Raw genomic sequence first — 20,827 nt, forward strand, 5'->3', positions numbered from 1 at the left:
CATGAGAAAGGGCCGGTTCCCAGGAACCGGCCCTTTCTGTGTACCCGGGTCGAGGCCTAGATCGCACCTTCAACCGCGCGCTGGAACACGGGGTTGTTCGACTCGTCGTACTTGTAGATGCCGATCGACGCTGACGACGGATCGTTGTCAGCATTCAACGGGCCCGTGCCCGACTTCCCGACGTAGGCAATTTCTTCACCGGATTCCAAGAGCGCTGCACAATCGGCGAAGGTGTTGCACTCCTCGCCGCCGTTCGCACCGGTGACCGCGGCGAGCTCAGCCTGGATCGATGCCGAATCCGTCGCACCTGCCTTGGTTGCGGCCAGAGCAACGATCGTCACCAAGTCGTAGGCTTCGGGAGCGTAGGTGAAGCTGACAAGCTCTCCACCGAACTCAGCGGAATAGATCTCCTTCAGCTGAGTCTGGAACTCCTCGTCGGCCTGTGCACCTGGGATCGAGCCCTGAGCACCCGTGAGGGTGCCCGGATCGAAGTCAGCTTCGAAACCGTTGGTGTTGCCATCGACGAGGTAGACGGTCGAAAGATCGACACCCTGCGCCACGAGTTCGGGAATGATCGCCTTGATCTGGTCGAAGGTCACGATGACGAGCGCATCGGCACCGGAAGCCTTCGCTGCCGTCACCTCAGCCGAGAACGAAGTCTGATCAACCGGGAACTCGTTGCCTTCGCCCTTCGCGCCGTACGCAATCTCGGCGCCGCCGGCTTCCAGCACTTCCTGAATAGTGTCGCGTAGACCGAGACCGTAGTCATCGTTGAAGGTCATAAAGGCCACGCTGCTCTTACCGTCGGCAAGAATCTGGTTTGCGAGTGCGTTGCCCTGTACCGAGTCCGGCGGAGCGGTGCGGAAGTAGTTCGGGCTGATCCCGCTCAAGCCTGATGCGGTGTTCGATGGGGAGCCCATGAGGAGCCCCTCGCCGGTGATCTTTTCGACCACGTGCAGGGTACGCGAGGAACTCATCGCTCCGAGAACGAAGGAAGCTCCGCTGGCGATGACATCGTCTGCGCCTTTCTCCACGATGGTGATGTCGGCGCCGTCGCCCTCATTGGCCTCGGCAACAATCTCGACGTCTTCGCCGAGCACACCGCCTGCGGCATTGATGTCGACCAGCGCCTGAGCGATGCCAGCCTGAACTGGTGGCATGAGGAAGCCGAGGGACCCGGTCTGTGGGAGGAGCGTTGCGATCTTCAGCGCACCGGTGCTGCTTTCCTCCGCGGGAGCGGTTTCGGCTGGCTCACCTCCGGAGCAGGCGGTCAGTACCAGCGCAGCGCTTGCGACCAGCGCAAGCGCGCCCGCCGATCTCTGGGAAATCATTTTCATTAATGACACCTTTCATACCGAATGGCCATGGCCGCAACATTGCGACACTGGGCTTGAGCCTAGCGAATTGACACCTGGGAACGGCCGACGTGGCCCATTTGTGGCCCAGATGTTAGCGAGTCGTGACCCAACCGGCTATGCGACCGCGGTCTCCTCGTCGCGCGCGAGTCGCTGACCAACCACTGCCGAGATCCCGTCCTGCCGCATCGACACCCCATACAGAGCGTCCGCGATCTCCATTGTCCGTTTCTGATGGGTAATGACGATGAGCTGCGAGTTCTTGCGGAGGCCCTCGAAGGTCTGCAGGAGCCGACCCAAGTTGGCATCGTCGAGGGCGGCCTCCACCTCGTCCATGATGTAGAACGGGCTAGGCCGAGCGTGGAAGATCGCGATCAGCCAGGCGACGGCCGCGAGCGAGCGCTCGCCACCCGAGAGCAGCGACAACCGCTCGACCTTCTTTCCTGCTGGCCGCACGTTCATCTCGATACCAGTACCGAGCAGATCGTCAGGATCGGTGAGGAAGATTTCTCCCGACCCGCCCGGGAACAGCACCGGGAAGACCTCGGCGAAGGCCGCCTGCGTGTCCACGAATGCCTCAGCGAAGATGCCCTGCATCTTCCCGTCGAGATCGGCGATGATCTTCAGTAGATCGGCTCGGGTCTTCGATAGATCTTTCAGTTGTTCCGCCAGGAAGGCATGCCTCTGCTCAAGCGCCGAATACTCCTCAAGCGCAAGCGGATTAATCCGACCGAGCTCTGCGAGACGCTTCTCGGCCCGTGCGAGACGCTTCTGCTGTTCGGCTCGCACGAACGGAACCGTCGGGGTCTCGTGCTCTGGCGCGATGCCGTCCCATTCCTCGTCACCCAGCACGGGAATGAGCTGATCGGGCCCGTACTCAGCGATGAGGACTTCCTCGACCAGGCCAAGCTCACTCCCCGAGCGCTCGAGAAGCGCGGAAATCTGCAATTTCCGCTCATAGCTCTTGAGTTCCGCGCCGTGCACGCGCTCGGTCAGCGCCCCCAGCCGCTTTCTCAGCTCGGCTTCCTCCGAGCGAAGGAGCGTGAGTTCTTGACTATGCCTCGCACGCTCTTGCTCGGCCGCCTGTTGTGCCACCCGCGCCTCGGCGAGCGAGCGGTCGCAGGATGCTTGGATGTCGGGCAACAAACTGGCTACCCGCTCCGCTCGGGCGACCTGTCGGGCGCGAAGCACGGCGCGACGCGCGGCATCCTCGGCCGCATGTCGCTCGGCATCGAACTGATCGGCGAGCTGCAGATGTCGCGCTCGGGCGGCTCTCGCGCGTTCCCGGGCGGTCTCCAGCTCAAGCCGCAGCTCGACCTCGGCCTGTCGTGCACGCTCAACCTCCTCAGCAAGAGCATCACGCTCGCTCGCGTCGAAGATCGGGCGAGGTCGAGCCTCGGCCTCCTCCCATTCACGCACGGCGTGATCCACCGCTGCCTGAGCATCGATGACGCTTTCAGCAACAGATGCCAGCGCCTGACGCGCCCGATCCGCCTCGGCATGGCCTGCCTCGGCGCGCACGGTCAACCGATTTCGCTGCTCCGCCACGGTAGCGAGCCGGGCATCTGCGGCCCGCAGGTCGGCGAAGGCTCGGTCTGCCTCGATCTTGGCACGCCCAGCCGCCTCTCGAAGGTCGGTGAGCTGCGCGCTCAATTCCTCGATTTCACCGACCAGAGCGGTACGACGCTGCTCGGCCTGTTCGCGGTCGGCGGTGAGCTCTATGCGAGATGGAGCGAGTCCAGACCCCCCGGTAAGCGTGTGCTCGGTCAGGACATCGCCGGCCAGGGTGACCAGGGTGAAGCCGCCCGACGGCAACCATTCGCGGAGGAGCTTCGCCGCCGCGCGAGCCGATTCCAGGTTGTCGACGATATAGCTTCGCGCCAGCACGCCAATTACGCCGTCGGGGGCGCGCGTCACGTCGATCGCGCGAATAGCTCCCGGCACCTTCGGTCCGGCGGATTCACGGTCGAAACCGCTCTCGGAACGCGCGATTACGATTCTCACGCGACCAAGATCCTGGCGGTGGGCCGCCTCCACCGCAGAATCGGCAGCTACAGCATCGTCTGCGAGCAACGCGTCGGCAAATTTGCCGAGTGCGGCCGCGACAGCGGTACTATACCCCTCGTCGACGCGGACTTGGTCACTTACCCGGCCAGACAGTCCGCGAGGGACTTGTGAAAGCAACGCACCGGAGGCATCCCGCTGATCGAGCGAGCGCGCCAGTGCGCTGATGCGAGCATCAAGCCCCGCACGTTCTCGTTCGAGTTCATGGAGACGTTCGCGAACCTCGTCGCGCTCGCGCTCCGCCTCTCTCTGCGCGTCTTGTGCGCCGCGGTAGGCATCGTCGAGACCGGTCTCTGGGGCTTCGACCTCGCTCAATTCCGATACGAAGGCAGACAGTTCTTCCCGGGCTAAATGTGCGCGCTCATCGGCTTGCGTGAGGGCGAGTTCGCGCCTCGCGACCTCCTGAGCGACCGTGGCCAGCTTCTGCTCTGCCGTTTCCCTGTGGCCACGGAGCTTCGACAACTCGAGGTCGTGTTTGGAGACCAGCGCGCTCTGTGCAGCGAGGTGCTCATCGACCGCGTCGAGGGCGCGTTGGGCTCGCAAGGTGGCATCGCCCGCCTGTTGCCACGCAGCTTCAACCGCTGGCAATGCCTCGCCCAGTTGCTTCGCCTCCTCGTTCGCCTCGTCGAGCGCGGCACGGGTCAGCCGGCCCTGCTGCTCGGGCGGCTCGGCCTGGGTGGCGAGGAAGGTCAGTCGCTGCTGGGCCTGCGCGAAGACGCCGCGGAGGCGGGATTGCGCAGATTCAAGACCCAGCGTGATCCTGCGGGCGGCATCGAGCTCGTCGCTGTGCTGATCCTGCTCGAGTCGCTGGATCCGCAGCTGCTTCTGTTCCACCTGCTCCTGCAGCACAATGCGCTCAGAATGCTGCTCCGCCTCGCTTTGAGCGAGTGCATCGAGTTCCACGCGCAGCCTGGCGACATCGTCGGCGAGAAGCCTCGCCTTCGCGTCACGCAGCTCCGACGCAATCCCCTGGGCAGCCCGCGCCACCTCGGCCTGGTGGCCCAGAGGCTTCAGCTGACGGCGAATCTCACCCGCGAGATCGTTGAGACGCGTGAGGTTCGCCTCCATCGCGTCAAGCTTGCGCAGGGTACGCTCCTTGCGCCTACGATGCTTCAAGATACCGGCGGCTTCCTCAATGAATCCCCGACGATCATCCGGAGTCGCACGGAGCACTGCATCGAGTTGGCCCTGCCCAACGATCACGTGCATCTCGCGACCCAATCCAGAATCGCTCAGGAGTTCCTGCACGTCGAGGAGTCGACACCCCTCGCCGTTAATGGCGTACTCGCTCGCCCCGTTGCGAAACAGGGTTCGACTGATCGTCACCTCGGAATACTCAATGGGAAGGGCGCCGTCTGAATTGTCGATAGTGAGCTTCACCTCAGCGCGGCCGAGCGGGCCCCGCGTAGAGGTTCCCGCGAAGATGACGTCTTCCATCTTTCCGCCGCGCAGGGTTTTTGCCCCCTGCTCACCCATCACCCAGGCGAGCGCGTCGACCACATTCGATTTGCCCGAACCATTGGGGCCGACGATCGCGGTGACCCCGGGCTCGAATTGGAAGGTGGTGGACTGAGCGAACGACTTGAACCCTTTGAGGGTCAGGCTCTTCAGGTGCACCGCCACCTCCTTCTCACGCGTCGTATTCGTGGCGGTGAAAGAACTTCGTCCGCCTTCAAGTTTCCCGTCAACACAAGGATCTCACCCCTGCCTCCATGCAGGACACCGCAGGCCGAGTGGGGGAACGGGTGCTCAAGGCTACCTGTGTTTCGTCGCCTGCCGGACGAGCTTCATTTTCTCTCGCTTCTTCAGGTAGCGCTCGACAAAAATTCCCAGAATGATCCACCCTCCGAGCGCGGTGATGATCCACACGATTAGCGGGGCCAGGACCCAGCCAGTGCCGCTGATCTGAATTCCGCCGGAAAACAGCGTGGCGACCCAGAGTGCGAGAAAGGTCGAAACCAATCCCACGCCACCCAGCAGGGCCGAGGCGTACTTACGAGCCATGTTGAAGACGAACGGACCGAGAATCGACTGGGCAAGGGTGAAGATGGCCACCGCAACAAGAAACCCGCCGAGCTGTAGCGTGACATCGGCGAGCAGCCAGTCGGCGATCAACAGGGCGAACGCGGCCAACACGAGGTTCGTGGCCACTCCGAGCAGGAAGCGAATCATGAGACGCTCCTTTCTGTCTGCGGTGAGTTATTTCTGAACCACTTCGCCGGGAGATCCGGTCCGTCCCAGACCTGGATGATGCCCCAGGCCACTGCGGCCAGAGGGACCGCAAGCACCGCTCCGAGTATGCCTGCGAGCACCGTGCCCACGGTGAGTGCGAGCAGAATGACCAGGGGGTACAGGCGAAGTGCGCGGCCCATGAGAACGGGCTGTAGGAAGTTGCCCTCCAGTTGATTCACGAGAATGACCACCCCAACCACGAGAACGGCGCTAAGCGGCCCATTTGCGACGAGAGCGACGAGAGCCGCGAGAATTCCGGCGACGGTCGCCCCGACAAGCGGAATGAACGACAGCAGAAATACCAAGACCGCGAGCGGAAGCGCGAGTGGCACCTGCAAGATCACTAGGCCAATGCCGATGCCCACCGCGTCAATCAGTGCAACGCTTGCAGTGCCGCGAATGTACGATCCGAGCGTGTCTACCGTCTTTGCTCCAATACGTTCCGCACGCGCAAGTGATCGGCCCTCGAAGGGTCGCACGACGAAATGCCAGATTGCTGGCCCGTCCTTCAAGAAGAAGAACAGCACGACGACCATGAGAATGAGGCCAGTGACAAAGCTCGCGACTGCGCCAACGCCGGCCACCGCACCAGAGCCAAAGTCGGCAGTCGTGATGAAATCCACGAGCTGACCCTGCCACTCATCGAGTTGCTCGCTGCTGGGCGCAAACGGCAAGGTATTGATCCAGCTCAGCAACTCCTGAAGACCGCTCTGCGCCTGAGCCGAAAGCTCGTCCCACTGATCGCGCACCGCCCACGTGATCAGCCAGGCGACGCCCGAGAGGATCAGAACGATGGCAAAGAGCTCGATCACCGCAATCAAGGCTCCCGGAACACCCCGCGCGCGGAGCCAACGTGTCGCGGGCCAGAATGTGCTTGCGAGGATCAGCGCCAGAAGAATCGGGATCACCACGGTGCTGAGAATCCGAAGCCCCCAGATGAGGCCAGCCACAAGCAGCACCACGATGATGATCTGCAATGAACGGGTGGCCAGGAGCCCCAATCCGTCGCGCCACGGACCGCGTGCGGACACGCTACCACCGTCAACGCTTGTCGAAGCGACCGGCGGGTAACGGTGAGGCTGACTGGCGCCCACTTCTGGACCTGGCCGTCGTTTCCGACTCCCGAACATACTTCTTCCCTCCGTTAACGCGGGTCTCTAGAGCAGCGCGCGCTCCGAGATGAAGTTCCGCAACTCGGCTGCACTGTCGGGCATCTCTGTCACGTACTGTGGCAAATCAAGTAAACCGCCCAGATGCGGAGGCAGCGCTGGCCGTTCGCCAATTGCCTCCTCAACAATGTCAGGGAACTTCGTCGGCTTTGCGGTTTCGAGCACGAGCATCGGCACTCCGGGTTCAAGGTACTCTCGCGCAACCTTCACACCGTCCGCAGTGTGGGGATCGATGATGATTCCCGTCTCGGCGTGAACCGATCGGATGGTCGATACGCGGTCCTCGTGTGTACTCGTCCCACTGACGATCCCAAACTCGTCAGCGAAACGATCACGCTCGGCGGTCAGGTCGAAAGAGCCTTCGGTGTCGAGTAGCTGCCACAGGCCAGCCAGTGCCGTCCCGTCACCACCGACCAAGTCAAAAATGAACCGCTCCAGGTTCGACGCCTTCGAAATGTCCATCGATGGGCTCGAGGTGGCGTGCGTCTGTGCCGCGCTTCGCGGCCGGTAGATGCCGGTCCGAAAGAAGTCGTCGAGCACGTTGTTCTCGTTGGCAGCGAGCACGAGCCGGCGGATCGGCACGCCCATGCGCCGCGCAAAGTGACCCGACAGAATGTTTCCGAAGTTTCCTGAGGGCACGGTGACTGAGATGTGTTGGGTGGATCGCGCCTCTGCGCCCAGCGCATCAGTCGCGCGCAACCACGCCCAGAAGTAGTAGACAACCTGTGCGGTAATACGACCCAGGTTGATTGAATTCACCGTGCCGAGATGATGGGCGCGTTTGAACTCCAGATCGCCAGAGAGTTCTTTCACCAGATTCTGGCAATCGTCGAAGACTCCGTCGATCGCGATGTTGTGAATGTTGGGTTCTGTGAGCGAGTACATCTGTGCTCGCTGAAAGGCGCTCATGCGACCCTGTGGGGACAGCATGAACACAGAGACACCGTCTTTCCCGCGGAGCGCGTATTCGGCGGCGGATCCGGTATCACCCGAGGTGGCCCCCAGGATATTGAGCGTGCGCTCGTGCTGCGTCAACACGTACTCAAGCGCTTCTCCGAGAAACTGCATCGCCATGTCTTTGAAGGCGAGTGTCGGCCCCTCCGAGAGACCAACCAACGTGATGGTCTCGCCGATCGGTGTCAGCGGCACGATTTCTGGCGACACGAACTTCTCGGAGTCGTAGGCAGCCGCGCACATACGCGCGAGTTCCGCGCGAGGAATATCGGTCGCAAAACGGCTGATGACCTCGGTGGCCAGCTCAGGGTAGCGAAGGTCGCGCCACGATTCGATCTCAGCGAGACTCACTGTCGGCAAGTGCTCGGGAACCGTAAGTCCCCCGTCTGGGGCCAGCCCTTCGATCAGAGTTTCGCTGAACGGCGCGGGATCCATGCCCCCGCGCGTCGAGATGAACTTCACCAAGTGCTCCTTCAGGATCTGTGCGCAGCGAGCGCCCTCTGCCTCTATTCAAGCAGCAAACTCACGATCGGGTGTCGACCGCGCCCGTGACCTCCTCTGAGACGGCGTACCACAGCGTGATCACTCGCGAAGCTTCGCGCCGAAAGCACGCTCGGCGGTCGCCACACCGGCGAGCTTCGCCGCGCTGGCCTCCTCGGCCTTTAGCGTGCGGTCTTCGGCCCGGAACCGGAGCGCGAATGTGAGTGCTCGTTGGCCCTCGGGAACACCCGAACCCCGGTAGTCGTCGACGATCCTGGCATCCTCGAGTAAGTCGCCAGCACCCGCCACCACCGCGGCAAGCACCGCGCTGGCGGGAATCGAGATGCCGGCAAGTAGCGTGAGGTCTTGCGTGGCGGCCGGGTACGTCGACAGCTGGCGAGTGAGCGGGTCGCGCGGTGCCCACTCGATGAGCCTGCCGAGGTCGAGTTCGAAGGCCGAAACGCGGCCCGGAAGGTGGGACGCTGCGGAGAGTTCAGGGAGGAGCTCCCCCGCGATACCGACGGGCCGCAGTTCGCCTTCAACCTGCACGCACAGTTCGGCCGTGCGTCCCGGATGAAACGCGCGATGCGCGCCCTGACGAACGACGAGCTCGCACGACAGCGCTCGCGCGACCACGCGGGCGGCGTCGAGCGCGTCGGCCCAGTCGGCGGCTCGGGCCGATTCCCCTGGCTGCTTCGCGACCGCGTCTCCCAGGAGAAGGCCGGCAGCGTGCCGAGGCTGTGACGGGAGGGAGTCGTTCAGCTCTGCAAGTGTCTCATCGCTTGGCCGTTCGGCGAGCGGCGGCACCGAGTCGGTGCCGAGCGGCTCACCCGCGGCGGGCGGCTCGAACACCGAGCCGAATTCCACGAGTGAGAGGTCGGTAAGTCCACGCGAGGCATTGCGCTGGGCCGCGGTGACCAGACCCGGAAGGAGTGAGCGGCGCAGGAACGGGGCCTCCCCGTCGAGCGGGTTCGCGAGCTTGATCGCCGAAACCTCTGTGTCGCCGTCTTGGCTCAGCGCCCCGAAATTCTGCAACTGGGCGCTGGAGACGAACGGGTAGTTTTGCACCTCGTCGAATCCAAAGGCTGTTGTTACCTCCGCAGCGCGGCGACGCAGCCGCTGCGCGCGAGTGAGCCCCCGGCCTGCGGGAGCCACGGGAAGCACCGAGGGGATGCGGTCGTAGCCAACAATCCGCACGACCTCCTCCACGAGATCAGCGGGCCGAGTAAGGTCACTGCGCCAGCTTGGGGGCGTCACCACGAGTACATCGCCGTGTTCGTTCGCTTCGAGCGTCACCTCGCAGCCGATCATCTCGATCGCGCGACGCGATTCCTCGTCTGAGATGTCGGTGCCCAGCAGCCCGTTGACGCGTGCCAACGGCAGCCGGACGGCGACAGGCTCGAACGGTGCGACGATCTCAGCACCCAGCGAATCGACCGTGCCCCCTCCCAATGCAACCAAGAGATCGACCATGCGCTGTGCCGCGGCCCGAGCCACGAGCGGATCAACGCCGCGCTCGTATCGCTTCGACGCCTCACTCGGAAGCTTGTGCCGCCGCAGAGAGCGCGCGATCGACACCGGGTCAAAGGTCGCAGCTTCGATGAGCACATCAGTCGTGCGGTCGTCAGTCTTGGTGGATTCGCCGCCCATGACGCCCGCGAGACCGATCGGCCCAGATTCATCGGTAATCAGAAGATCCTCGGGGTGGAGCTTCCGCTCTTGCCCGTCGAGCGTGACCAGCGTCTCCCCCGGGTGCGCACGACGCACGGTGATACCGCCAGAGAGCTTCGTGAGGTCGTACGCGTGCAACGGCTGCCCAAACTCGAGCATCACGTAGTTGGAAATGTCGATCTCAAGGCCGAGCGAGCGGATCCCCGCGAGTTGCAGTCGAGACACCATCCACGGCGGCGTCGGGCGCGTGGGATCGACACCGCGCACCACGCGGGCGATGAAGCCGGTGGCGCCCATTCGGCCGCGGATCGGGGCCTGGTCGTCAAGCACGATCGGGAATCCCGATCCACTCTCGATTGAGAGGCCAAGCGCGGGGTCGCGAAACTCTGCTCCTGTCGCGTGCGAGTATTCGCGGGCGACCCCTCGGATCGAGAACGCGTACCCGCGGTCCGGAGTGACGTTAATCTCAACTGCGGTGTCGCGCATGCCGAGGAGTTCAAGCGCGTCGGCACCGATCTCGGGATCGAGGCCGAGGCGCGAGAGCACGATGATGCCATCGTGATCCTCTCCGAGGGCGAGCTCCTTTGCGGAGGCGATCATGCCGTCGCTGACGTGGCCGTATGTCTTGCGAGCAGCAATACGGAAGTCGCCAGGAAGCACTGCGCCCGGCAGTGTCACCACGACCTTGTCGCCCGCCTCGAAGTTGTGCGCACCGCAGACGATGCCCCGCACGTCTTCGCCACCATCAGCGGCCATCTGCCCCTCGGGCGCGACGCGCACCTGGCACCAGTTGATCGTCTTGCCGTTGGACTGCGGCTCGGGATCGCGGGAGATGACCTGGCCGACGACTACCGGGCCGGTAGTTTCGAACCGGCGGATCGCCTCTTCCTCGAAACCGACGCGCACGAGATCCGCGTGCACCTGCTCGGGTGTCGTGCCTGTGGGCAGGGTGACGTGTTCACCGAGCCATGAGAGCGGAATACGCATTACACCAGGCCTCCGAATTGGGTGTTGAAGCGCACATCGCCTTCAACCATGTCTCGCATGTCGTTGATATCGTGCCGGAACTGGAGCGTGCGCTCGATACCCATTCCAAAAGCAAAGCCCTGGTACTCGTCGGGATCGATGCCCGCGGCGAGCAGCTCGTTCGGGTCGACCATCCCGCACCCGCCCCACTCGACCCAACGGGCTCCGCCCTTGGCGTTCGGCTGCCACACGTCCATCTCGGCGGAAGGCTCGGTGAACGGGAAGAAGTTCGGCCGGAGGCGGATCTTCGCTTCCTCACCGAACATCTGGCGAGCGAAATGCTCGAGCGTACCTCGCAGGTGTGCCATGGTGAGGCCACGGTCAATCGCGATGCCCTCAACCTGGTGGAAGACCGGGGTATGGGTCGCGTCAAGCTCATCGGTGCGATAGACGCGACCGGGAGCAATGACATACAACGGAAGCTCACGACTCAGCAGCGAGCGCACCTGGACCGGCGAGGTGTGGGTGCGCAGTACCAGGTGCCGCTCGGCAGGCTCGACGAAGAATGTGTCTTGCATCGCGCGTGCCGGATGGTCAGGGTCAAAGCCGAGCGCATCGAAGTTAAACCACTCGTGCTCGAGTTCCGGGCCCTCGGCTACTTCCCAGCCCATACCCACGAAGACCTCAGATATCTCGTCCTGCAGCTGCGCGAGCGGGTGCCGAGTGCCGCTCCTGCGGCGCGTCGGGGCCTCGGTGACGTCGACGGTCTCGGCGACGAGGCGAGCAGCGGCCTCTGCGGCCGCAAGTTCGACCTCACGCGCCGCATAGGCGCCCTCAACGCGCCCACGGGACTGGCCCATGAGCTTGCCCGTCGCGGCTTTTTGATCCTTGGGCACCGCGCGCATTTGCGCATTCAACGCGGCCAGCGCGGAGGACTCACCAGCGTGCTCGGTGCGGGCATGCTTGAGCTCGGCGAGCGTGGTGGCGGTGGCAAATGCGGCGAGTGCCGCGTCAACCGCGGCATCGGCCGCAGACTGGGTAATGGGATTGGTCTCTGACACGTTTGTCAATCTTACCGGGCGTAGACTTATTGGGTGGCCCGTTCCCTAGCCGCGCACCCGCGCGCGACCCCGAGCCGCGCGGTGCGAACCGCGCGGGGTGCTCTGGGTGCGTTTTCCGCCACGATCTTCGCCGCGGCATCGCACGCGCTCGCCGGGGGGCAGGTGACTCTGCTCGCACTCGTCGCCACGACGGTGCTTGCGCTTCCGATCTGCGTCGCGCTGGCCGGGCGCATCGCCTCGGTCTGGCGGCTATCGCTCGGTGTCGCTGCGAGTCAACTCCTTTATCACTGGTCGTTTGCCGGGCTGGGTGTGGCGAGCGGATCGGCACCGGCGCTCTCTCCCGAGCCTTCCGCCCACATGCAGCACTTGGGCGCGGTCAGCTTCGTGCCAGCACTCACAGAGGCGGGTTCTGCGGGCTGGACAATGTGGATCGCGCACGCGCTCGCGGCCGTCGCGACCATTGCGCTGCTTGCGCGCGGAGAGCGAGCGATCCTTGGTCTCGTCACCCTCTTCGACCGGCTGCTTCTCGTCGCGCCCCGGTCCCCCGTCACACTCCCGGCACTGCTGAAGCCGCACACCGGGATCTCTCGCCCGCACCCGCTTCGCGACCGCCTGATGTCGCTCTCTGCGATCAGTCATCGGGGCCCTCCGACCACGCTCGCTCCCGCTTCCTAACCGTCGCCTCTCGCGGCGGTCATTCGCCAGGCCCGGCCGCAGCCGGGAGAGAGTACATCATGAGAGCGTTCACATTCGCACGCGTCCCTGCGCGCCCATCGTCGAAGACCTCCACCGGCACCATCTGGTCGCGAATCTCAGCAATCGCGGCGTCCGGGATCGCCCTTGGGGCTTTGACCCTTGGGGCGGCCACCCCGGCTCTCGCGCACGATGAGCTGGTCGGGTTTGACGTCGTCGCGGAAGATAGCACCGGCGCGGTTCGAGGCGTGTCGTTGCAGTTCAGCAACGAGATCCTGGATGTCGGGGCAGAGTTCATTGCTACCGACGAGTCCGGTGCCGATGTGCTCGACGGTCTCCCCGTCGTCGCCGGACGGGATGTCACCCAGGCGCTCCAGACACCGCTCACCGCGGGAGATGTCGCCATCGCGTGGCGGGTCGTCTCGAGCGATGGACACCCGATTTCCGGGGCACTCACGCTCGCCGTCTCGGCGGACGGCATCGGCACCATCGCGGTGGCCGATGCTGGTGCCGCGACGGGCGACTCGGATGGCCAGGCAGAGGAGCAGACGGAGCCCGAGGTGACCACGCAAGCTGGCGAGAACGCACTGAGCGACACGGTGAACCCGAGCACGGGAGCTGTCGAAGCGTGGGTATGGGCTCTCGTCGCTGTCGGCGCGGTCGGGGTTTCCGGTGCGCTTGTTGCGACACTCATTGCGCGATCACGGATGCGGGCGCGTACAGACGGGAGCGACGGGCACGAGCCCGGATCCACCCCGACAACAGACTCACACTGACTATCTGAAAGTTGAATACCATGCGTAAAATTTCAGTCCTTTCGAGCGCCGCTGCGCTCCTGATTGCCGCTCCCCTGCTGTCGGGCTGCACCTCCGGCGCAGGCACCGCCCCTGTCGCGGAGGTCGCGGCTGAGGTTGAGGTCGCTCAGCAGGGTGTGACCCTGGTTGACGGCTGGGCCAAGGCCGGGGAAGGGATGACGGGCGTGTTCGGCACGCTCACAAACCCCGGTGACACCGACCTCGTGATCACCGGCGCTGAGAGCCCGGCCGCAGGAATGGTCGAGTTGCACGAGGTGACCGCCGACGGCGTGATGCAGAAGATTCAGGGTGACGTCGTGATTCCCGCCGGCGGCACGCTCGAACTGATGCCCGGGGGCAACCACATCATGCTCATGCAGATGTCCGCGCCGCTGCTCGCGGGTGAAGACGTCGAAGTCACCCTGACGTTCAACGACGGCAGCAGCGTGACCGTGACGGCACTCGCGAAGGAGTTCAGCGGAGCAAACGAGAGCTACGAGGACATCGCTGGTGAGGGCATGGAGCACGGCATGAACGACAGCGCCGGCGACAGCGGTGCAGCGCATGGCACGGAGTAAACGCTCCCCAGACGACGCCCAGGGACCCGACGCGGCTGCAGATTCGCAGGTGCGTCTGGGGCGCCGCGCCCTCCTGACCGGGGGCGCGGCGGGCATCGGGCTTGGCGCAGTGCTGGGTGCCGGGGCCGCACTCGGCATCCCGGCGCTGCGTCCGGATGCCGAGTTGACCGTCAATGCCGCAACCGAGGAGGCCGTGCGAGCCGCCGGTGCGGGCGGAAAACTGCCCGGCTTCGGCGGGGAAAGCTTGCCCTGTCACGGCACCCACCAGGCGGGGATCGTGACGGTACCGGCGGCACACTCCAGATTCGTGTCGTACCGGCTCCACCCGGAGACCGATGCTTCGGCGCTCTCGCGCATGTTTCGCGTACTCACCGGTGATATCGAGAGTCTCACCTCAGGGAAAGGCCCCCTCGCGGATCCGGAACCCGAGCTCGCAACACGTCCGGCGCGGCTCACGGTCACCGTCGGCGTCGGCCCGGGCCTGGTCGAACGGGTGGATCCGGCGAAGCTCCCTCCGTGGCTCGGGCCCTTGCCCGCCTTCAGTCGGGATCAACTCGAGGATCGCTTTTCTGGTGGTGATCTCCTGCTCATCCTGCAGTCCGACGACCTCCTCCCGATCGCGCACGCTGCGCGCATGTTCGATCGCGACCTCCGCAGTTTCGCGGATCCACTGTGGTCTCAGCAAGGTTTTCGGCAAGCGCGCGGTGCCGAGAGCGACGGCACCACTATGCGCAATCTGATGGGGCAGGTGGACGGCACCGTCAATCCGTCGCCGGAAGAGGAGGATTTCGAGGAGCTGCTCTGGCTCGGAGCGGAAGCCGGGTGGTTGAACGGCGGCAGCGCATTCGTGTTGCGGCGGATCCGCATGGAACTCGACACCTGGGACATGGTGGACCGCCCTGGGAGGGAGCAAAGCGTTGGCCGCAGGCTTGCCGACGGCGCCCCGTTGACGGGCGGCGACGAGCGAACCCCCGTCGATTTCGAGGCGAAGGATGCCCTCGGGTTCACGGTGATTCCGAGCGCCGCGCACATCCGACGTGCGCACTCAGTGGATCCCTCCGAGCGCATCGTCCGACGTGCGGTGAACTATACCGACGGTGAAGAATCGGGGCTGCTTTTCGGCTGCTACCAGCGGGATCCGCTGCGACAGTTCGTTCCCATCCAGCGACGGCTCGATGAGGCCGACATGCTGAACCAGTGGATCACGCACACCGGTTCGGCAGTGTTCGCGATCCTGCCCGGTTTCAGGCCCGGCGGCACCATCGGTGAGAGCCTGCTCGCCTAAGCACGTTGCGCGAATGCGGTCGTGTATAGGCAGACGGAGGCTGCGGTCGCGAGATTGAGCGATTCGGCCTTGCCGAAGATAGGAAGTCGCAGGGATCGATCCGTGAGGCCCCTCTCGGTTTCGCCGAGCCCGCGGGCCTCGTTGCCAAACACCCAGGCGACGGGGCCCGCGAGCGCCTGGTTCGCGCTCATGAGATCATCGCCCCGCACGTCCGCCGCGAGCACCGAAAGTCCGGCAGCGCGTGCCGCGTCGACGGCCTCAGAGAGCGTGGATGCCGTCGCAACCGGAAGGTGGAACAGCGACCCGGTGGTGGATCGCACGACCTTGGGATGCCAGGGGTCGATACTGTCTCCTGCGAAGATCACCGCGTCGGCCCCCGCCGCGTCGGCCGCGCGGAGCACGGTGCCGGCGTTGCCCGGGTCGCGCACCTCATGCATGATTGCGACGAGCTTCGCCCCATCGAGGGCATCGGACAGCGAGACCTCCTCGATGCGCGCCACGGCAATCACCCCCTGAGGGTGCACGGTCTCTGCCATCGCAGCGAGCACCTGATCGGTCACCCGCTCGATGAGCACATCGCCGGCATCGGCTAGGCGATCCACCTCGTGCTGCCACGGGTCGTTTCCGGTGGTAACGAACACCGTTTCGGTCAGATCCGGGCGATGCGTGAGCAGCTCGCGCACGGCCTGTGGCCCTTCGACCAGGAAGTGACCTTCGAGCAGGCGATCTTTTTTCCGTGCCAGCGCGGCGATTCTGCGTACCCGGGGGGATTTTGGATTTTCCATCACCGGCCCAGCCTAGCCGGGCAAGACCAAAACGGGCCCCGTCGCACACGCGACGAGACCCGTTTCACTTGCGTGACGACTTAGGCAGCAGCCTTCGGCGCCGAGGTGTCTTCGGGGAGAGCCTTCTTGGCAACCTCAACGAGTGCCGCGAACGCGTTCGGCTCGTTGGTGGCCAGCTCAGAGAGCATGCGGCGATCGACCTCAACGCCAGCAAGGCTGAGGCCCTGGATCAGGCGGTTGTAGGTCAGGCCGTTCGCGCGGGCACCAGCGTTGATGCGCTGGATCCACAGACGACGGAAGTCGCCCTTGCGCTTGCGACGGTCGTTGTACGCGTAGACGAGCGAGTGCGTGACCTGCTCTTTTGCCTTGCGGTACAGGCGTGAACGCTGGCCGCGGTAACCCTCGGCGCGCTCAAGAATTACGCGACGCTTCTTGTGGGCATTTACCGCCCGCTTGACTCTTGCCATTTCAGATCTTCCTTAAAAATTTGTGGGTAAACCGGGTGCTTAGCGAACGAGCAGCTTCTTGGCCTGCTTCACGTCGCCGGGTGAGAGCACCTGGTCGGCGTTCAGACGGCGTTTGCGCTTCGAGGACTTCACCTCGAGGTTGTGACGCATGCCTGCCTGCTGCTTCATGAGCTTGCCGGTGCCGGTCACCTTGAAGCGCTTCTTGGCCCCGGAGTGGGTCTTCTGCTTGGGCATCATTTCTCCTTGTTGTGGTGCGCCGCCTGGGCGACAACGTGAGTCACGACCGCGAGGGCCGTTGGTCTATTTCGCCGAATCCGATTCGGCGGGTTCGGAGTTCTCGGCGGCCTTACGAGTCGCCTTCTCCTCCGCGCGACGAGCGTTCTGCTCAGCTTTTGCATCGCTCTTGTTCTTCAGTGGGGCGATAACCATGACCATGTTGCGACCGTCGATGCGCGGACTGCTCTCGACCGTCCCGAACTCAACGATGTCTTCAGCGAACTTCTGCAGCAACCGCACGCCCTGCTCGGGCCTGGACTGCTCGCGACCGCGGAACAGGATCATGGCCTTCACCTTGTCGCCCTGTGCCAGGAATCCGATCGCGCGCTTCGTCTTGGTCTCATAGTCATGAGTGTCGATCTTCAGACGGAACCGCACCTCTTTCAGTACGGTGTTTGCCTGGTTGCGACGAGCTTCTTTTGCCTTCTGCGCAGCCTCGTACTTGAATTTCCCGAAATCCATAATCTTGGCGACGGGCGGCTTCGAGTTCGGGGCAACCTCGACGAGATCGAGATCCGCATCCGCCGCGAGGCGCAGTGCATGCTCGATCGACACGACACCAACCTGTTCGCCACTGGGCCCTACCAGTCGCACCTCGGGGACGCGGATTTTGTCATTCGTACGGGGATCGCTGATCGCCGGCTCCTCTGATCTCGTGTGCTGAACTCGCCCCGGACTAGGGCATTCGCAAGCTGAGATAGTGGATCGCGCACGCGCTTTCCAACACCCTTTTCTGCTGTCGTGTACGACGGGGTGTCAACAACCCGATAACCTGTATGTCGGTGCCGGGTGGGAGTAACTCCACTTGCGAGTTCCCAGCAAAATGCGGGGAACCTCAAGAATTCTAGCAGAACCGCGCCTTTCAGCCAACCGGAGTCATTCGGACCTGCGTTCAAGAAGAGGACAGCATGAGTGAAGACAACCTTTCCGACGCGAATCACCAGCCGATCAATGCGGAGCAAGCGGCGCGAGACATTGCAGATGTCGGCGCGGTAGAGGTCATCACCACAGCGGCGGTGCACCTACTCAGCGCGGCAGCGGTCAAGTGTGGACTCGCCGACGATCCAGAGAACCAGACCGACCTCGACGAGGCACGGAAATTGATCAACGCCCTCGCTGGACTCATCACTGCCGCCGCACCGGAGATCAGCGACATGCACGCGAGGAGCCTGCGCGACGGACTGCGATCCGTGCAGCTCGCGTTCCGCGAGGCCTCCAGCTTCCCTGACGCGCCGGGTGCGGGCCCGGGTGAGAAATGGACCGGGTCGGTTATTTAGTCGACACTTTTCCGCTCGTCTAAGCTGAAGCGATGCCTCACGGGTCACCGCAGCAAGAGAAGTCAGGCCCTTTGGTGCCTACCGCGCAAGTTCGCGCGGGCTTTCTCGATTCACTCGGGGTGGGCCTCGGGATCTTTCCGCTGGGAATCGCCCTCGGCGTGCTCGTGATTCAGGCCGGATTGCCCTGGTGGCTCGCGCCAGCGCTCTCGATCGGTGTCTTCGCCGGTTCCGTCGAACTCTTGCTGGTCAGCATGATCGCCGCGAGCCTCCCCCTCGTCACGATCGCGGCCGCGGTGCTTGCCGTGAACTTCCGGCATGTGTTCTATCCGTTGTCGTTTCCGATCACGATCGCGCGGCCCGGAATCGCACGCGCGTACTCCGTCTACGCCATGATCGATGAGGCGTATGCGACCTACGTCCTGCTCCCGCGCGCGGAGAACTCATCGCGGCGGATGATCACCGGTCAGCTGTTCATGCAGGCCTACTGGGTTGGCGGCGGGCTCGTGGGGGTGGCGCTGGCTTCGCTGCTTCCGGAACCCATCGAGGGGTTCGAGTTCGCGTTGTGTTCGCTCTTCATTGTGATGACTCTCGATGCGGCCCGCTCCCGGCGCGAGGTGCCTTCGGTGGTGCTTGCTGGCCTCTCAGTAACCATTGCGATGCTCGCGGTGCCCGGTGCCGAATTGCTCGCGGCGCTCACCATTTTCACCCTGATGCTGAGTCTGCGATATGCCTGGTCTCGCCGGCAACGGCCCGATGACGAGGTGACGCATGCCTGAGCTCTGGTACATGATTGCCGCCGTCGCGCTGAGCGGCCTCATCACCCTGCTGCTTCGAGCACTGCCGTTTGCCATTCTGAAGCCGCTGCGGAAATCGAAGTTCGTGCAGAAGCTCGGTCAGTGGATGCCGGTGGGCATCCTGTTGATCCTCGCGGTGGTCGTGCTGAAGGGGGAAATAGCCGCGCGACCGGAGAGACTCTGGGTGGTGGCCGTCGCGACCGCGGTCACGATCCTGGTGCATCTCTTCGCTGGACGTCGAGCCCTCGTCAGTATTTTCGCGGGCACCGGAGTGTACGTGCTGCTGTTGAACGCCTTCTAAACGCTTGCCCGTGGCAGCAACCGCATCGAGTCGACACGCTGGGCGATGGGTGTACTCACGGCCCATCTGTGTTGTGCGCGTTCGATGAGTTCGGTGAGTGCTTCGCGATCGAGCCCGGGCGCAACATGAAGCACCACGTCGATCTCGGGAGCGAGGAGCCTGGAGTCGGGATCACCCGGAAGCACCTCGACCGACTCAACACGGGGATCGTCAGCCACCGAGAGCTCGAACGCTTCAAGAACCCCGGGGTCAGCCCAGGCAGGCACGAGGTACCCGCCAAGAGCAAGTGCCTCGAGCCCGGTGCGGCGCACACCGAACTCCCGCGCGGGGCTCCCAGGATCCACAATAATTAGGTCGGTTTCCTCCTGCGCCGCGGCCAGCGCCACCTGCGGTGCGGGAACCGGGATGGGACGCGCCGTGGGGTTCCACGTGCGCATAGCGAGAACCGAACTGAAGACGGGCATGACGCGTCGGCCATCCGGGCCGGCAACCGTCACGATCGAAAGCTCTTGCGTTTTTTCGACGGTGCGCCCGTCTGGGGTCACTCCGAGGTCTCCGGCGTCGGCCAGCAGCGGGATGAGCACACGGCACTCAGACAGTTCCTGGAGGGCGAGCGCGGCCGCATGGGCCAGCACGTCACGATCGCGAGACGACGCGGCGGCCCGGAGCGCGTCAACCGCCCGCCCGAAGCCCTCCGGAGTCTCACCATCATCGTCAGCGAACGCTGTTCCGTGGTGCTCGAAGGTTCGGCCTCGCCAGGGGAACCCGGCCGAATCCCCTTCGCCCCCAGGCACGAGGCCGGCAGGCACACCCGTCGAACGGGGCGCATCCCCGGTTGACGGAAGACGCTGGATGACCATGGTGTTGGCTAGCGACCGGCCACGTCGAGCGCCGCGGCGAGAGTGAACGCACCCGCGTACAGGGCCTTCCCGACAATCGCGCCCTCGACACCCAATGGCACCAGCTCACGAAGTGCGGCGAGGTCATCGAGGCTCGAGACCCCACCCGATGCCACGACTGGTCGGTCGGTGCGGGAAGCGACCTTCTGCAGAAGCTCGATATTTGGCCCACGCAGGGTGCCATCCTTGGTCACATCGGTCACTACGTAGCGCGGGCAGCCTGCCTCCTCGAGCCGGTCAAGCACCTCCCAGAGGTTGCCGCCATCTTCGGTCCAACCGCGCGCAGCGAGAGTTTCCCCGCGAACATCGAGGCCGACAGCGATCTGCTCCCCGTATCGAGAAATGACCGCGCGTGTCCACTCGGGGTTCTCAAGGGCTGCGGTGCCGAGGTTCACGCGTTTCGCACCGAGCTCAAGTGCTGCTTCGAGGCTCGCATCATCACGAATGCCGCCAGACAGCTCGACCTTCACCGTCTTCGAGTTCTTGATGACTTTACGCAAGAGCGCCGCATTGTTGCCTCGCCCAAACGCAGCGTCGAGATCGACCAGGTGGATCCACTCGGCACCCTGCTCGATCCAATCGAGGGCCGCATCTACAGGGCTGCCGTAGTTGGTCTCGGTGCCCGCTTCGCCCTGGGTGAGCCTCACCGCTTTTCCGTCGGCGACATCCACTGCGGGCAGAAGTTCAAGCTTCGGGCTGTTACTGAGCTCGGTCATCGTGTTCCTT

At 64.2% G+C, this 20,827-nt stretch carries 20 protein-coding genes; 7 read left to right on the top strand and 13 right to left on the bottom strand.

Annotated features, from left to right (window positions below; translation table 11 throughout):
- Positions 1-56: 56 nt before the first annotated feature.
- The 7 genes from ACTNFK_RS08330 to pheS form a co-directional block, all read right to left on the bottom strand.
- Positions 57-1,337 carry an ABC transporter substrate-binding protein gene (locus ACTNFK_RS08330; RefSeq protein ID WP_435937382.1) on the bottom strand — a complete coding sequence of 427 codons (1,281 nt, stop codon included), beginning with the start codon at positions 1,335-1,337 and terminating at the stop codon, positions 57-59.
- Positions 1,338-1,472: 135 nt separating this feature from the next.
- Positions 1,473-5,036, bottom strand: a complete 3,564-nt coding sequence (smc, locus tag ACTNFK_RS08335) for a chromosome segregation protein SMC (RefSeq protein ID WP_435937383.1) — start codon at positions 5,034-5,036, stop codon at positions 1,473-1,475.
- A gap of 138 nt (positions 5,037-5,174) precedes the next feature.
- Positions 5,175-5,591, bottom strand: coding sequence for a phage holin family protein (locus tag ACTNFK_RS08340; protein ID WP_433646992.1), 417 nt, complete (start codon positions 5,589-5,591; stop codon positions 5,175-5,177).
- Positions 5,588-6,682: an AI-2E family transporter gene (locus ACTNFK_RS08345; RefSeq protein ID WP_433646993.1), complete on the bottom strand. Its 1,095-nt coding sequence runs from the start codon at positions 6,680-6,682 to the stop codon at positions 5,588-5,590. The genes ACTNFK_RS08340 and ACTNFK_RS08345 overlap by 4 nt, the downstream gene beginning before the upstream one ends.
- Positions 6,683-6,808: 126 nt before the next feature.
- The gene (gene thrC, locus ACTNFK_RS08350) at positions 6,809-8,236 is read right to left on the bottom strand and encodes a threonine synthase (RefSeq protein WP_435937384.1); all 1,428 of its coding nucleotides are present in this window, start codon (positions 8,234-8,236) and stop codon (positions 6,809-6,811) included.
- Positions 8,237-8,356: 120 nt separating this feature from the next.
- Positions 8,357-10,912: a phenylalanine--tRNA ligase subunit beta gene (gene pheT / locus ACTNFK_RS08355; protein WP_435937386.1), complete on the bottom strand. Its 2,556-nt coding sequence runs from the start codon at positions 10,910-10,912 to the stop codon at positions 8,357-8,359.
- Positions 10,912-11,952 carry a phenylalanine--tRNA ligase subunit alpha gene (gene pheS, locus ACTNFK_RS08360; RefSeq protein ID WP_433646996.1) on the bottom strand — a complete coding sequence of 347 codons (1,041 nt, stop codon included), beginning with the start codon at positions 11,950-11,952 and terminating at the stop codon, positions 10,912-10,914. The genes pheT and pheS overlap by 1 nt, the downstream gene beginning before the upstream one ends.
- A gap of 33 nt (positions 11,953-11,985) precedes the next feature.
- On the opposite strand from pheS, the gene ACTNFK_RS08365 reads away from it, so the two are divergent.
- The 4 genes from ACTNFK_RS08365 to ACTNFK_RS08380 are packed head-to-tail and all read left to right on the top strand — an operon-like array spanning position 11,986 to position 15,302.
- Positions 11,986-12,627, top strand: a complete 642-nt coding sequence (locus ACTNFK_RS08365) for a hypothetical protein (protein ID WP_435937388.1) — start codon at positions 11,986-11,988, stop codon at positions 12,625-12,627.
- A gap of 59 nt (positions 12,628-12,686) precedes the next feature.
- Positions 12,687-13,421, top strand: a complete 735-nt coding sequence (locus tag ACTNFK_RS08370) for a copper resistance CopC family protein (protein ID WP_435937389.1) — start codon at positions 12,687-12,689, stop codon at positions 13,419-13,421.
- Between the two features lie 20 nt (positions 13,422-13,441).
- Entirely contained in the window at positions 13,442-14,017 is a 576-nt protein-coding gene (locus tag ACTNFK_RS08375) for a copper chaperone PCu(A)C (RefSeq protein WP_435937390.1), read from the top strand.
- On the top strand, positions 14,004-15,302 hold the full coding sequence (locus tag ACTNFK_RS08380; protein ID WP_435937391.1) for a Dyp-type peroxidase: 1,299 nt from the start codon (positions 14,004-14,006) through the stop codon (positions 15,300-15,302). The genes ACTNFK_RS08375 and ACTNFK_RS08380 overlap by 14 nt, the downstream gene beginning before the upstream one ends.
- Here ACTNFK_RS08380 and ACTNFK_RS08385 read toward each other — a convergent pair.
- The 4 genes from ACTNFK_RS08385 to infC all read right to left on the bottom strand — a co-directional run bounded on the left by ACTNFK_RS08385 (position 15,299) and on the right by infC (position 17,466).
- On the bottom strand, positions 15,299-16,087 hold the full coding sequence (locus ACTNFK_RS08385) for a TrmH family RNA methyltransferase (RefSeq protein WP_435937393.1): 789 nt from the start codon (positions 16,085-16,087) through the stop codon (positions 15,299-15,301). The genes ACTNFK_RS08380 and ACTNFK_RS08385 overlap by 4 nt on opposite strands.
- 80 nt (positions 16,088-16,167) lie before the next feature.
- Positions 16,168-16,554, bottom strand: a complete 387-nt coding sequence (rplT, locus tag ACTNFK_RS08390; RefSeq protein ID WP_433647002.1) for a 50S ribosomal protein L20 — start codon at positions 16,552-16,554, stop codon at positions 16,168-16,170.
- Between the two features lie 39 nt (positions 16,555-16,593).
- The gene (gene rpmI, locus ACTNFK_RS08395; protein ID WP_433647003.1) at positions 16,594-16,788 is read right to left on the bottom strand and encodes a 50S ribosomal protein L35; all 195 of its coding nucleotides are present in this window, start codon (positions 16,786-16,788) and stop codon (positions 16,594-16,596) included.
- A 66-nt stretch (positions 16,789-16,854) separates the two neighbouring features.
- Positions 16,855-17,466 carry a translation initiation factor IF-3 gene (infC, locus tag ACTNFK_RS08400; RefSeq protein ID WP_445117214.1) on the bottom strand — a complete coding sequence of 204 codons (612 nt, stop codon included), beginning with the start codon at positions 17,464-17,466 and terminating at the stop codon, positions 16,855-16,857.
- Between the two features lie 272 nt (positions 17,467-17,738).
- Between infC and ACTNFK_RS08405 the strand changes: the two genes are divergently transcribed.
- From ACTNFK_RS08405 to ACTNFK_RS08415, 3 genes are read left to right on the top strand one after another with little or no spacing between them, the layout of a single operon-like run.
- The gene (locus ACTNFK_RS08405; RefSeq protein ID WP_433647004.1) at positions 17,739-18,107 is read left to right on the top strand and encodes a DUF1844 domain-containing protein; all 369 of its coding nucleotides are present in this window, start codon (positions 17,739-17,741) and stop codon (positions 18,105-18,107) included.
- A gap of 32 nt (positions 18,108-18,139) precedes the next feature.
- A complete protein-coding gene (locus ACTNFK_RS08410) occupies positions 18,140-18,883 on the top strand; it encodes an AzlC family ABC transporter permease (RefSeq protein ID WP_435937394.1) in 744 nt (247 codons plus the stop codon).
- Positions 18,876-19,202 (top strand): branched-chain amino acid transporter permease, encoded by a 327-nt coding sequence (locus ACTNFK_RS08415; protein ID WP_433647006.1) that lies wholly within the window; start codon positions 18,876-18,878, stop codon positions 19,200-19,202. The genes ACTNFK_RS08410 and ACTNFK_RS08415 overlap by 8 nt, the downstream gene beginning before the upstream one ends.
- Here ACTNFK_RS08415 and ACTNFK_RS08420 read toward each other — a convergent pair.
- Both ACTNFK_RS08420 and priA read right to left on the bottom strand, forming a co-directional pair.
- Positions 19,199-20,062, bottom strand: coding sequence for an SseB family protein (locus ACTNFK_RS08420; protein ID WP_433647008.1), 864 nt, complete (start codon positions 20,060-20,062; stop codon positions 19,199-19,201). The genes ACTNFK_RS08415 and ACTNFK_RS08420 overlap by 4 nt on opposite strands.
- An 8-nt stretch (positions 20,063-20,070) precedes the next feature.
- On the bottom strand, positions 20,071-20,817 hold the full coding sequence (priA, locus tag ACTNFK_RS08425; protein ID WP_435937395.1) for a bifunctional 1-(5-phosphoribosyl)-5-((5-phosphoribosylamino)methylideneamino)imidazole-4-carboxamide isomerase/phosphoribosylanthranilate isomerase PriA: 747 nt from the start codon (positions 20,815-20,817) through the stop codon (positions 20,071-20,073).
- Between the last annotated feature and the right edge of the window lie 10 nt (positions 20,818-20,827).

This window comes from Leucobacter fengyongliangi (assembly GCF_052386045.1).